The organism is Enterobacter cloacae complex sp. 382A5, from assembly GCF_050031095.1.
GTDB lineage: Bacteria > Pseudomonadota > Gammaproteobacteria > Enterobacterales > Enterobacteriaceae > Enterobacter > Enterobacter cloacae.
Map to the genome: position 1 here is coordinate 888,132 of NZ_JBLGVK010000001.1, position 13,302 is coordinate 901,433.

The 13,302-nt window shown below is 52.4% G+C and carries 8 protein-coding genes, 3 tRNA genes and 3 rRNA genes; 10 read left to right on the forward strand and 4 right to left on the reverse strand.

What is annotated here, in order from left to right; genetic code table 11:
• Positions 1-72: 72 nt before the first annotated feature.
• From metQ to metN, 3 genes are read right to left on the reverse strand one after another with little or no spacing between them, the layout of a single operon-like run.
• Entirely contained in the window at positions 73-888 is an 816-nt protein-coding gene (metQ, locus tag ACQG2G_RS04175) for a methionine ABC transporter substrate-binding lipoprotein MetQ (RefSeq protein WP_013095678.1), read from the reverse strand.
• Between the two features lie 41 nt (positions 889-929).
• The gene (locus ACQG2G_RS04180; protein ID WP_003856130.1) at positions 930-1,583 is read right to left on the reverse strand and encodes a methionine ABC transporter permease MetI; all 654 of its coding nucleotides are present in this window, start codon (positions 1,581-1,583) and stop codon (positions 930-932) included.
• Positions 1,576-2,607 carry a methionine ABC transporter ATP-binding protein MetN gene (gene metN / locus ACQG2G_RS04185; RefSeq protein ID WP_023621751.1) on the reverse strand — a complete coding sequence of 344 codons (1,032 nt, stop codon included), beginning with the start codon at positions 2,605-2,607 and terminating at the stop codon, positions 1,576-1,578. The genes ACQG2G_RS04180 and metN overlap by 8 nt, the downstream gene beginning before the upstream one ends.
• A gap of 188 nt (positions 2,608-2,795) precedes the next feature.
• On the opposite strand from metN, the gene gmhB reads away from it, so the two are divergent.
• From gmhB to dkgB, 8 genes are all read left to right on the forward strand, one after another.
• Positions 2,796-3,362, forward strand: a complete 567-nt coding sequence (gene gmhB / locus ACQG2G_RS04190) for a D-glycero-beta-D-manno-heptose 1,7-bisphosphate 7-phosphatase (RefSeq protein ID WP_020688563.1) — start codon at positions 2,796-2,798, stop codon at positions 3,360-3,362.
• Positions 3,363-3,733: 371 nt separating this feature from the next.
• Positions 3,734-5,273: ribosomal RNA gene (locus ACQG2G_RS04195) — 16S ribosomal RNA — on the forward strand.
• A 69-nt stretch (positions 5,274-5,342) separates the two neighbouring features.
• Positions 5,343-5,419: transfer RNA gene (locus tag ACQG2G_RS04200), tRNA-Ile, on the forward strand.
• Between the two features lie 107 nt (positions 5,420-5,526).
• Positions 5,527-5,602 (forward strand) — tRNA-Ala (locus ACQG2G_RS04205).
• A gap of 170 nt (positions 5,603-5,772) precedes the next feature.
• A 23S ribosomal RNA gene (locus tag ACQG2G_RS04210) occupies positions 5,773-8,675 on the forward strand.
• Positions 8,676-8,862: 187 nt separating this feature from the next.
• Positions 8,863-8,978, forward strand: a 5S ribosomal RNA gene (gene rrf, locus ACQG2G_RS04215).
• The 16S, 23S and 5S rRNA genes sit together here with 3 tRNA genes alongside, the layout of an rRNA operon.
• Positions 8,979-9,033: 55 nt before the next feature.
• Positions 9,034-9,110, forward strand: a tRNA-Asp gene (locus ACQG2G_RS04220).
• A gap of 163 nt (positions 9,111-9,273) precedes the next feature.
• Positions 9,274-10,077, forward strand: coding sequence for a 2,5-didehydrogluconate reductase DkgB (dkgB, locus tag ACQG2G_RS04225; RefSeq protein ID WP_100168788.1), 804 nt, complete (start codon positions 9,274-9,276; stop codon positions 10,075-10,077).
• Positions 10,078-10,106: 29 nt separating this feature from the next.
• Here the strand turns inward: dkgB and yafC are convergent, their stop codons facing one another.
• Positions 10,107-11,012: a DNA-binding transcriptional regulator YafC gene (gene yafC, locus ACQG2G_RS04230; protein ID WP_020686297.1), complete on the reverse strand. Its 906-nt coding sequence runs from the start codon at positions 11,010-11,012 to the stop codon at positions 10,107-10,109.
• 104 nt (positions 11,013-11,116) lie between these two features.
• On the opposite strand from yafC, the gene ACQG2G_RS04235 reads away from it, so the two are divergent.
• Positions 11,117-12,292, forward strand: a complete 1,176-nt coding sequence (locus ACQG2G_RS04235) for an MFS transporter (protein ID WP_029882849.1) — start codon at positions 11,117-11,119, stop codon at positions 12,290-12,292.
• 137 nt (positions 12,293-12,429) lie between these two features.
• The gene (locus ACQG2G_RS04240; RefSeq protein WP_013095684.1) at positions 12,430-13,227 is read left to right on the forward strand and encodes an endonuclease/exonuclease/phosphatase family protein; all 798 of its coding nucleotides are present in this window, start codon (positions 12,430-12,432) and stop codon (positions 13,225-13,227) included.
• The last annotated feature ends 75 nt before the right edge of the window (positions 13,228-13,302 follow it).

The following is a 13,302-nucleotide window of genomic DNA, read 5'->3' on the forward strand; positions in this document are numbered from 1 at the left end:
ATTGAATCAGTTGACTGCACAAATGACAAGACGGGCAGAAGCCCGTCTTGATGATATTACACTGAGGTCAGATTACCAGCCTTTAACCGCGCCGCCGTTAAACACTTTGTTGGCTTCCTGGTAAACTTCTTCAGACTGATAAGCCTGAACGAATTTCTTCACGTTTTCCGCGTCTTTGTTGTCTTCACGGGTCACGATCAGGTTAACGTACGGGGAATCTTTGTCTTCAACAAAGATGCCGTCTTTTGCCGGGGTCAGGCCAATCTGGCTGGCGTAGGTAGTGTTGATAACAGCCAGGGCGATCTGCGCATCGTCCAGAGAGCGTGGCAGCTGTGGCGCTTCCAGCTCAACAATTTTCAGATTTTTCGGGTTCTCGGTCACGTCGAGAACGGTCGGCAGCAGGCCAACGCCGTCTTTCAGTTTAATCAGGCCCACTTTCTGCAGCAGCAGCAGGGAGCGGCCCAGGTTAGTTGGATCGTTTGGCACAGCAACCTGAGAGCCTGGCTGCAGTTCGTCCAGCGATTTAATCTTCTTGGAGTAGCCCGCGATTGGGTAAACGAAGGTGTTACCCACCGCAACCAGTTTGTAGCCGCGATCCTTAATCTGCTGATCCAGGTACGGTTTGTGCTGGAAGGCGTTGGCGTCAATATCGCCTTTGCTCAGCGCTTCGTTCGGCAGAACGTAATCGTTGAAGGTCACCAGCTCAACATCAAGGCCATACTTCTCTTTTGCCACTTTCTGAGCGGTTTCAGCAACCTGTTGTTCTGCACCCACGATAACGCCCACTTTAATGTGGTTTGGATCTTTTTCGTCCTGACCACAACCCACCAGTGCCAGAGAGCCGATCAGCGCGCCTGCTGCAGCAAAGGTCTTTAATTTAAACGCCATGTTTTTATCCTTAACTCGTCGAGTTTGTGTTGTGTGTAACGTTATTTGTGCGTAACAGCCCGGACGATGCGATCGCCAGAGAACTGGATGAGATAAACCAGTACAACCAGCAATACCAGAACGGTATTCATTACGGTAGCGTTATAACCAATATAGCCGTACTGGTAACCAATCTGGCCTAAACCGCCAGCGCCAACGGCACCGCCCATCGCGGAATAACCGACCAGGGTGATAAGCGTAATGGTTGCCGCATTCACCAGGCCTGGCAGTGCTTCCGGCAGCAGAACCTTGCGCACGATCTGCATCGGCGTGGCGCCCATTGCGCGGGAAGCTTCGATCAACCCGGTTGGAATTTCAAGCAGGGCGTTTTCCACCATACGCGCGATAAACGGCGCGGCGCCAACCGTCAGGGGAACAATGGCCGCCTGCAGACCAATAGAGGTGCCGACAATCACGCGGGTGAATGGAATCATCCATACCAGCAGAATAATAAACGGGATAGAACGGAAGATATTCACCAGCGCAGAGAGCGTACGGTACAACTTCGCGTTCTCAATGATTTGACCCGGACGCGTCACGTACAGCAGTACGCCGACCGGCAGGCCAATCACAAAACCAAAGAAACCGGATACAAAGGTCATTGCCAGCGTTTCCCAAACGCCGCGAACCAGCAGCCACATCATCGGCTCAGACATAACCCAGTACCTCTATTTTTACGTGATGTTCTTGCAGCCAGGCAATTGCCGCCTGGGTTTCTTCTTGTGTGCCGTGCATTTCCGTCAGCATGATGCCGAACTTCACGCCACCGGCGTAATCCATCTGCGCGCTGATGATGTTGTTGTTCACATTGAAGCGGCGCGCGGTTTCGGAAAGCAGCGGGGCATCAACGGACTGACCGGTGAACTCCATTCGCAGCATCGGGACGCTGTCCGTCGTAGGTTCGGTTTTCAAACGCTCCAGATAATCTTCCGGAATATCCAGATGCAGTGTGGACTGAATAAATTGCTGCGCCAGCGGGGTCTTAGGATGTGAAAACACTTCACTTACCGTGTCCTGCTCAATCAGTTCACCGTTGCTGATCACGGCAACACAGTCACAGATGCGTTTTACGACATCCATCTCGTGGGTAATAAGGAGGATCGTCAGGCCGAGACGACGGTTAATGTCTTTCAGCAGTTCCAGAATAGAACGGGTGGTGGCCGGGTCTAATGCGCTGGTGGCTTCATCGCACAGCAGCACTTTGGGATTGCTTGCCAGCGCACGGGCAATGGCTACACGCTGTTTTTGTCCGCCAGACAGATTGGCCGGGTAGCTATCATGTTTATCACCCAGACCCACGAGATCCAGCAGTTCGGTTACGCGACGCTTAACCTCATCTTTAGGCGTGTTGTCGAGCTCCAGCGGTAAGGCGACGTTGCCGAACACCGTGCGTGACGCCAGCAGGTTAAAATGCTGGAAGATCATGCCAATCTGGCGACGCGCTTTAGTCAGTTCTTTTTCTGAGAGCGCGGTCAGTTCTTGTCCGCCAACTTCTACGCTGCCCTGGGTTGGGCGCTCAAGCAGGTTAACACAACGGATCAGTGTACTTTTACCTGCACCCGATGCGCCAATGACGCCATAAATCTGACCAGCAGGAACATGCAGGCTGACATTGTTCAGCGCCTGAATGGTTCGGTTCCCCTGCTGGAACACTTTGGTGATATTGGAAAGTTTAATCATTAGATTATTTTTATCGTATGTAAGTTAGCCGTGGCATTTTCGTCTGCCAGATACGGGTGATGCCCGTAAACAAAACGGATGTTAAGGCATCCAGACGTCTAAATCAATCCAACTCTGTGCGATGAGCACTTTATTGCGCTGCGATTCATGAGATACTAGCTGAACACGCCTTTTTCAGGAGCAAACCGGTGGCAAAATCAGTACCCGCAATTTTTCTCGATCGTGATGGCACTATTAATGTGGATCACGGTTATGTTCACGAGATTGACGAGTTCGAATTTATCGAAGGCGTTATCGATGCCATGCGCCAGCTAAAAGAGATGGGCTATGCGCTGGTGGTTGTCACCAACCAGTCTGGTATCGCGCGTGGCAAATTTACCGAAGCGCAATTCGAAACGCTGACGGAATGGATGGACTGGTCTCTTGCCGACCGCGGTGTTGATCTTGATGGCATCTATTATTGTCCTCATCACCCGCAGGGAACGGTAGAAGAGTATCGCCAGACCTGTGATTGCCGTAAGCCGCACCCGGGGATGTTTATCTCGGCGCAGGAATTTCTGCATATTGATATGGCCGCTTCTTATATGGTGGGCGATAAAATGGAAGATATGCAGGCGGCAACCGCGGCGGGTGTGGGTACCAAAGTATTAGTTCGCACCGGCAAACCCGTGACGCCAGAAGCAGAGACTGCAGCGGATTGGGTGATTAATAGCCTGGCCGAGCTGCCTGAAGCGATCAAAAAGCACCAAAAATAGGCTTTTTGGTGAAAAGATGAGCGGTTGAAATAAAAATGCATATTTCCGCTTGTCATTCCCCGGAGGCCCCCTATAATGCGCCTCCATCGACACGGCGGATGTGAATCACTTCACAAACAGCCCGGTCGGTTGAAGAGAAAAAATCCTGAAATTCAGGGTTGACTCTGAAAGAGGAAAGCGTATTATACGCCACCTCGCGACAGAGCGCTGAAGCGCGTCGCAACTGCTCTTTAACAATTTATCAGACAATCTGTGTGGGCACTCAAAGTGACATGGATTCTTAATGTCCTCGGACAATAAATGAATACCAAGTCTCAACGAGTGAACACGTAATTCATTACGAAGTTTAATTCATTGAGCATCAAACTTTTAAATTGAAGAGTTTGATCATGGCTCAGATTGAACGCTGGCGGCAGGCCTAACACATGCAAGTCGAACGGTAGCACAGAGAGCTTGCTCTCGGGTGACGAGTGGCGGACGGGTGAGTAATGTCTGGGAAACTGCCTGATGGAGGGGGATAACTACTGGAAACGGTAGCTAATACCGCATAATGTCGCAAGACCAAAGAGGGGGACCTTCGGGCCTCTTGCCATCAGATGTGCCCAGATGGGATTAGCTAGTAGGTGGGGTAACGGCTCACCTAGGCGACGATCCCTAGCTGGTCTGAGAGGATGACCAGCCACACTGGAACTGAGACACGGTCCAGACTCCTACGGGAGGCAGCAGTGGGGAATATTGCACAATGGGCGCAAGCCTGATGCAGCCATGCCGCGTGTATGAAGAAGGCCTTCGGGTTGTAAAGTACTTTCAGCGGGGAGGAAGGTGTTGTGGTTAATAACCACAGCAATTGACGTTACCCGCAGAAGAAGCACCGGCTAACTCCGTGCCAGCAGCCGCGGTAATACGGAGGGTGCAAGCGTTAATCGGAATTACTGGGCGTAAAGCGCACGCAGGCGGTCTGTCAAGTCGGATGTGAAATCCCCGGGCTCAACCTGGGAACTGCATTCGAAACTGGCAGGCTGGAGTCTTGTAGAGGGGGGTAGAATTCCAGGTGTAGCGGTGAAATGCGTAGAGATCTGGAGGAATACCGGTGGCGAAGGCGGCCCCCTGGACAAAGACTGACGCTCAGGTGCGAAAGCGTGGGGAGCAAACAGGATTAGATACCCTGGTAGTCCACGCCGTAAACGATGTCGATTTGGAGGTTGTGCCCTTGAGGCGTGGCTTCCGGAGCTAACGCGTTAAATCGACCGCCTGGGGAGTACGGCCGCAAGGTTAAAACTCAAATGAATTGACGGGGGCCCGCACAAGCGGTGGAGCATGTGGTTTAATTCGATGCAACGCGAAGAACCTTACCTGGTCTTGACATCCACAGAACTTTCCAGAGATGGATTGGTGCCTTCGGGAACTGTGAGACAGGTGCTGCATGGCTGTCGTCAGCTCGTGTTGTGAAATGTTGGGTTAAGTCCCGCAACGAGCGCAACCCTTATCCTTTGTTGCCAGCGGTTAGGCCGGGAACTCAAAGGAGACTGCCAGTGATAAACTGGAGGAAGGTGGGGATGACGTCAAGTCATCATGGCCCTTACGACCAGGGCTACACACGTGCTACAATGGCGCATACAAAGAGAAGCGACCTCGCGAGAGCAAGCGGACCTCATAAAGTGCGTCGTAGTCCGGATTGGAGTCTGCAACTCGACTCCATGAAGTCGGAATCGCTAGTAATCGTAGATCAGAATGCTACGGTGAATACGTTCCCGGGCCTTGTACACACCGCCCGTCACACCATGGGAGTGGGTTGCAAAAGAAGTAGGTAGCTTAACCTTCGGGAGGGCGCTTACCACTTTGTGATTCATGACTGGGGTGAAGTCGTAACAAGGTAACCGTAGGGGAACCTGCGGTTGGATCACCTCCTTACCTTAAAGAACCTGCCTTTGTAGTGCTCACACAGATTGTCTGATGAAAAACAGCAGTAAAAACCTCTACAGGCTTGTAGCTCAGGTGGTTAGAGCGCACCCCTGATAAGGGTGAGGTCGGTGGTTCAAGTCCACTCAGGCCTACCAAATTTTCCCTGATACTGCGTTGCGGCAACGCTCACATACTGATGTATGCGTCGCGTTACCACGCCTTGTCTCAGGAAAAATTACCGGTACAGAGGTTTGCAAACGATGGGGCTATAGCTCAGCTGGGAGAGCGCCTGCTTTGCACGCAGGAGGTCTGCGGTTCGATCCCGCATAGCTCCACCATCTTTTACTGCGAACACAAGAAAACTTCAGAGTGAACCTGAAAAGGTGCACTGCGAAGTTTTGCTCTTTAAAAATCTGGATCAAGCTGAAAATTGAAACGACACACAGTTAATGTGTGTTCGAGTCTCTCAAATTTTCGCAATCAGAAGTGAAACATCTTCGGGTTGTGAGGTTAAGCGACTAAGCGTACACGGTGGATGCCCTGGCAGTCAGAGGCGATGAAGGACGTGCTAATCTGCGAAAAGCGCCGGCGAGGTGATATGAACCCTTGACCCGGCGATGTCCGAATGGGGAAACCCAGTGTGATTCGTCACACTATCGTTAACTGAATACATAGGTTAACGAGGCGAACCGGGGGAACTGAAACATCTAAGTACCCCGAGGAAAAGAAATCAACCGAGATTCCCCCAGTAGCGGCGAGCGAACGGGGAGCAGCCCAGAGTCTGAATCAGCTTGTGTGTTAGTGGAAGCGTCTGGAAAGTCGCACGGTACAGGGTGATAGTCCCGTACACGAAAGCACACAGGCTGTGAACTCGAAGAGTAGGGCGGGACACGTGGTATCCTGTCTGAATATGGGGGGACCATCCTCCAAGGCTAAATACTCCTGACTGACCGATAGTGAACCAGTACCGTGAGGGAAAGGCGAAAAGAACCCCGGCGAGGGGAGTGAAAAAGAACCTGAAACCGTGTACGTACAAGCAGTGGGAGCACCTTCGGGTGTGACTGCGTACCTTTTGTATAATGGGTCAGCGACTTATATTCTGTAGCAAGGTTAACCGTATAGGGGAGCCGAAGGGAAACCGAGTCTTAACTGGGCGTTAAGTTGCAGGGTATAGACCCGAAACCCGGTGATCTAGCCATGGGCAGGTTGAAGGTTGGGTAACACTAACTGGAGGACCGAACCGACTAATGTTGAAAAATTAGCGGATGACCTGTGGCTGGGGGTGAAAGGCCAATCAAACCGGGAGATAGCTGGTTCTCCCCGAAAGCTATTTAGGTAGCGCCTCGTGAACTCATCTTCGGGGGTAGAGCACTGTTTCGGCTAGGGGGCCATCCCGGCTTACCAACCCGATGCAAACTACGAATACCGAAGAATGTTATCACGGGAGACACACGGCGGGTGCTAACGTCCGTCGTGAAGAGGGAAACAACCCAGACCGCCAGCTAAGGTCCCAAAGTCATGGTTAAGTGGGAAACGATGTGGGAAGGCCCAGACAGCCAGGATGTTGGCTTAGAAGCAGCCATCATTTAAAGAAAGCGTAATAGCTCACTGGTCGAGTCGGCCTGCGCGGAAGATGTAACGGGGCTAAACCATGCACCGAAGCTGCGGCAGCGACACTCTGTGTTGTTGGGTAGGGGAGCGTTCTGTAAGCCGTTGAAGGTGGCCTGTGAGGGTTGCTGGAGGTATCAGAAGTGCGAATGCTGACATAAGTAACGATAAAGCGGGTGAAAAGCCCGCTCGCCGGAAGACCAAGGGTTCCTGTCCAACGTTAATCGGGGCAGGGTGAGTCGACCCCTAAGGCGAGGCCGAAAGGCGTAGTCGATGGGAAACAGGTTAATATTCCTGTACTTGGTGTTACTGCGAAGGGGGGACGGAGAAGGCTATGTTAGCCGGGCGACGGTTGTCCCGGTTTAAGCATGTAGGCGGAGGTTCCAGGTAAATCCGGTACCTTTTAACGCTGAGGTGTGATGACGAGGCACTACGGTGCTGAAGTAACAAATGCCCTGCTTCCAGGAAAAGCCTCTAAGCATCAGGTAACACGAAATCGTACCCCAAACCGACACAGGTGGTCAGGTAGAGAATACCAAGGCGCTTGAGAGAACTCGGGTGAAGGAACTAGGCAAAATGGTGCCGTAACTTCGGGAGAAGGCACGCTGATATGTAGGTGAAGCCCCTGCGGGTGGAGCTGAAATCAGTCGAAGATACCAGCTGGCTGCAACTGTTTATTAAAAACACAGCACTGTGCAAACACGAAAGTGGACGTATACGGTGTGACGCCTGCCCGGTGCCGGAAGGTTAATTGATGGGGTTAGCGGCAACGCGAAGCTCTTGATCGAAGCCCCGGTAAACGGCGGCCGTAACTATAACGGTCCTAAGGTAGCGAAATTCCTTGTCGGGTAAGTTCCGACCTGCACGAATGGCGTAATGATGGCCAGGCTGTCTCCACCCGAGACTCAGTGAAATTGAACTCGCTGTGAAGATGCAGTGTACCCGCGGCAAGACGGAAAGACCCCGTGAACCTTTACTATAGCTTGACACTGAACACTGGTCCTTGATGTGTAGGATAGGTGGGAGGCTTTGAAGCGTGGACGCCAGTCTGCGTGGAGCCATCCTTGAAATACCACCCTTTAATGGCTGGTGTTCTAACGTAGACCCGTAATCCGGGTTGCGGACAGTGTCTGGTGGGTAGTTTGACTGGGGCGGTCTCCTCCCAAAGAGTAACGGAGGAGCACGAAGGTTAGCTAATCCTGGTCGGACATCAGGAGGTTAGTGCAATGGCATAAGCTAGCTTGACTGCGAGAGTGACGGCTCGAGCAGGTGCGAAAGCAGGTCATAGTGATCCGGTGGTTCTGAATGGAAGGGCCATCGCTCAACGGATAAAAGGTACTCCGGGGATAACAGGCTGATACCGCCCAAGAGTTCATATCGACGGCGGTGTTTGGCACCTCGATGTCGGCTCATCACATCCTGGGGCTGAAGTAGGTCCCAAGGGTATGGCTGTTCGCCATTTAAAGTGGTACGCGAGCTGGGTTTAGAACGTCGTGAGACAGTTCGGTCCCTATCTGCCGTGGGCGCTGGAGAATTGAGGGGGGCTGCTCCTAGTACGAGAGGACCGGAGTGGACGCATCACTGGTGTTCGGGTTGTCATGCCAATGGCACTGCCCGGTAGCTAAATGCGGAAGAGATAAGTGCTGAAAGCATCTAAGCACGAAACTTGCCCCGAGATGAGTTCTCCCTGAGACTTAAAGTCTCCTGAAGGAACGTTGAAGACGACGACGTTGATAGGTCGGGTGTGTAAGCGCAGCGATGCGTTGAGCTAACCGATACTAATGAACCGTGAGGCTTAACCTTACAACGCCGAAGATGTTTTGGCGAAGAGACAGATTTTCAGCTTTGATTCAGAGTCCGAAGGATTTTGCGCTGAGACAAGGCGGCAAGCGAAGGAAAGGAAGGAGCATACTGAGGTATGTGACTGACTTTACGAGAGCAGCCAACGCAGTATCAGCCCAAAAGACACAGGACAGAGCACAAGAATTTGCCTGGCGGCTTTAGCGCGGTGGTCCCACCTGACCCCATGCCGAACTCAGAAGTGAAACGCCGTAGCGCCGATGGTAGTGTGGGGTCTCCCCATGTGAGAGTAGGGAACTGCCAGGCATCAAATTAAGTAGTAAGCCGGTGCATAAATCCGGTGGTTACAGCAGTCTTCGGTGGAGCGGTAGTTCAGTCGGTTAGAATACCTGCCTGTCACGCAGGGGGTCGCGGGTTCGAGTCCCGTCCGTTCCGCCACTTATTAAAAGCCCTGAGTTAACGCTCAGGGCTTTTTTCTTATCTGCTTCCCAATTATTGCTAAATCAGCAAAAATCCTCTGCGTTTTACGACCTTTTTCAGCATAACGCCAGCAGCGATAATCTTCCTCAGTTAACGAACATTACGAATAACGAGGAATGACATGACTATCCCTGCATTAGGCCTGGGCACTTTCCGCCTGAAAGACGACGTTGTTATCGCATCGGTCAAAACCGCCCTTGAGCTTGGCTATCGCGCAATTGATACTGCGCAGATTTATGAAAATGAAGCTGCGGTTGGCCAGGCGATTGAAGAAAGCGGTGTACCGCGTAACGAACTGTTTATCACCACCAAAATCTGGATCGAGAACCTCAGTAAAGACAAGCTGATCCCAAGCCTGAAAGAGAGCCTGAAGAAGCTGCGTACTGACTATGTTGATCTGACCCTGATCCACTGGCCATCTCCGAATGATGCCGTTTCTGTAGAAGAATTCATGCAGGCGCTGCTGGAAGCGAAAAAGCAGGGCTTAACCCGTCAAATTGGTATTTCGAACTTCACCATTCCGTTGATGGAAAAAGCCATTGCTGCCGTTGGCGCAGAGAACATTGCGACCAACCAGATTGAGCTCTCCCCTTATCTACAAAACCGCAACGTGGTGGCGTGGGCCAAACAGCACGGGATTCACATCACTTCTTACATGACGCTGGCATACGGTAAAGCGCTGAAAGATGAGGTCATTGCACGTATTGCAAATAAACATAACGCAACGGCTGCACAGGTGATCCTGGCCTGGGCGATGGGTGAAGGTTATGCCGTTATTCCATCTTCAACGAAGCGTGAAAACCTGGCCAGCAACCTGTTAGCTGTGGATCTCCAGCTGGATGACGAAGACAAAAAAGCGATCGCTGCCCTGGAGTGTAACGATCGCCTGGTGAGCCCGGAAGGTTTAGCGCCAGACTGGGATTAATATTGACCTATCCTCTGTACGCTTAACCCTCACACAGCTCCTTCGGGAGCTGTTTTTATATGCTCGCTCAGGAAGTCGATAAAGGCACGGATACGCGTGCTCACCGCTCTGTCACTGTAGTAAACCGCACTGAAGGGCATCTCTACCGGCAGACGCTTGTCCGCCATTAACTCCACGAGCTCACCGCGCGCAATTTCTTTATCAATCATGTAATCAGACAAACAGGCGATCCCATTTCCTTCAAGACACAGCTGCTTCAGCGTTTCCCCGCTGTTGGACGACAACCCGCAGGTGATCTCATGCAACTGACCGTCAGGGCAGGCGACAGGCCAGGTATTCAGTGATAACGGCTCGGTGAAACCCAGACACAGATGCTGCTTCAGCTCTTCAACGGTTTCAGGTTTGCCGTGTTCAGCGATGTATTGTGGTGAGGCGATGATTTTACGGTAGCTGGCAAACAGAGGACGCGCGCGCAAGCTTGAGTCCGTCAGGGTTCCCGCCCGGATCGCCACATCGACTTTACGTTCGATAAGATTGATAAAGGTCTCGGAGGAGACCAAAGAGAGCGTCATCTCCGGATAGCGTTCACGGAAAGGTTTAATCAGCGGCATCAGAAAGTGCAGAACTACCGGTGTGGCCGCATCAATACGCAATAGCCCACGTGGTGTGCTGCGCGTTTCCATGATCTCGGTCTCTGCTGCAGCCATCTCCTGTAAGACAGACTGCACCCGGCGGAAGTACCGTTCACCTTCTTCCGTCAGGCTCAACTGCCGCGTCGTGCGGTTGAGAAGACTCACCCCAAGCTTCATCTCAAGCTTTTTCACTGAGCGGCTTACAGCAGAGTTTGCCTGCCCTAACTGCTCTGCCGCGCGGCTAAAACTGCCACTTTCGACGACGGCGACAAAGATTGTCAGCTCTTCCGAGGTTGCTTTCATTGTTGCACCACCTGCAAAATTCTATTGAGATTTTGACCATTTTTGTTATTTAACCACTGGCGCATACTGCCTGTCATCTTAATCCTGATGATACGGAGTATTTTATGCCACTGGCGCTACTTGCCCTGACGATCAGTGCCTTTGCAATTGGCACGACCGAATTTGTTATCGTAGGACTGGTTCCTACCATCGCTAACCAGCTTGCTATCTCATTACCTTCAGCCGGGCTGTTGGTCTCCATCTATGCTTTGGGTGTCGCTGTCGGCGCACCCGTCCTGACGGCATTAACCGGGCGATTCCCGCGTAAGCAACTGCTGGTCGCGCTGATGGTGCTCTTCACGGCCGGCAATATACTGGCCTGGCAGGCGCCGGACTACACGACGCTGGTCATTGCCCGCCTACTGACTGGCCTTGCTCATGGGGTGTTCTTCTCGATTGGCTCCACCATTGCAACCAGCCTGGTACCCAAAGAGAAAGCCGCATCAGCCATTGCTATTATGTTTGGCGGATTGACCGTCGCACTGGTCACCGGCGTACCATTAGGGACGTTCATCGGGCAACATTTCGGCTGGCGTGAAACCTTCCTCGCCGTTTCTTTACTGGGCGTGATTGCACTGGTGGCCAGTCTGCTGCTGGTACCGTCGAATATTCCCGGCCGTACAAGTGCAAGACTGAGCGATCAGATTAAGGTGCTCACACATCCTCGTTTGCTGCTCATCTATGCCGTTACGGCGCTGGGCTACGGCGGCGTGTTCACGGCATTCACCTTCCTCGCTCCAATGATGCAGGATCTGGCCGGCTTCTCTCCTGCAGCGGTAAGCTGGATTTTACTGGGGTACGGTATCTCTGTGGCGATTGGCAACATCTGGGGAGGTAAGCTCGCGGATAAGCATGGTGCTGTACCAGCGCTTAAGTTTATCTTCGCGGCACTGGTGATTCTGCTGATGCTCTTCCAGTTCACGGCATCGATTCAGTACGCCGCGCTGGTAACGGTACTGGTCATGGGCATCTTTGCCTTTGGTAATGTACCCGGCCTGCAGGTCTACGTGGTGCAAAAAGCCGAACGCTATACGCCAAATGCGGTGGACGTGGCTTCTGGTCTGAACATTGCCGCCTTCAACATTGGTATCGCGATCGGTTCTATCGTTGGCGGGCAGACGGTGGAGCACTTTGGGTTAACCCAAACCCCGTGGATTGGTGCCGTTATTGTGCTCGTTGCCTTCCTGCTGATTGGTCTGAGCGGGCGCCTTGATAAACCCTCTCGCGTAGCGCTTGGTTAAACCTCAGTAAGTGCTTGCTTACAAAACTGGAAAGAGGTTTCTCAGTAATTGCGTTGAAAGTGTGACCTAAAATCCCTATAACATTAGAACCAGTCCGTTTTCCGGGCTGGTTCATGTTACAGAGGTTGTTTCCAAAAGTGCGAAAAAATACCTATGCCATGCGTTATGTTGCCGGAATGCCCGCGGAGAGGATCTTGCCTCCCGGGTCGTTTGCGAGCATCAGCCAGGCATTACCTGCCGGTACACCGTTAAGCAGCGATGAAAAAATTCGGGTGCTGGTATGGAATATCTTTAAACAGCAGCGCGCGGATTGGTTATCCGTCCTCAAGAACTTTGGTAAAGATGCCCATCTGGTTCTGCTGCAGGAGGCGCAAACCACGCCTGAGCTGGTAAGGTTTGCGACCACTAACTATCTCGCCGCCGACCAGGTGCCCGCATTTGTATTGCCGCAACATCCCTCTGGCGTGATGACCCTTTCTGCCGCGCATCCGGTTTACTGCTGCCCGCTGCGCGAACGCGAGCCTATCCTGCGACTGGCAAAATCGGCGCTGGTGACGGTCTACCCACTGCCTGACACGCGGCTACTGATGGTCGTGAACATCCATGCGGTAAACTTCAGTCTGGGCGTGGATGTGTATAGTAAGCAGTTACTTCCTATTGGTGACCAGATAGCCCATCACAGTGGGCCTATTATTATGGCCGGGGATTTCAATGCCTGGAGCCGTCCACGCATGAACGCGCTGTATCGCTTTGCGCGGGAGATGTCGCTGCGTGAAGTTCGTTTTAGTGATGACCAGCGCAAGAAAGCGTTCGGTCGTCCTCTCGATTTCGTTTTCTATCGTGGTTTGAGCGTGCATGATGCCTCTGTTCTGGTCACTCGCGCCTCCGATCACAACCCGCTACTAGTGGAATTCAGTCCCGGCAAACCTGATTAATATGGTGAGTCAGGTCTGCCGTGGGGCAGGCCGGTTGAGTGCTGCCCTTTACTTTAACCAACGCAAGGACAGTAC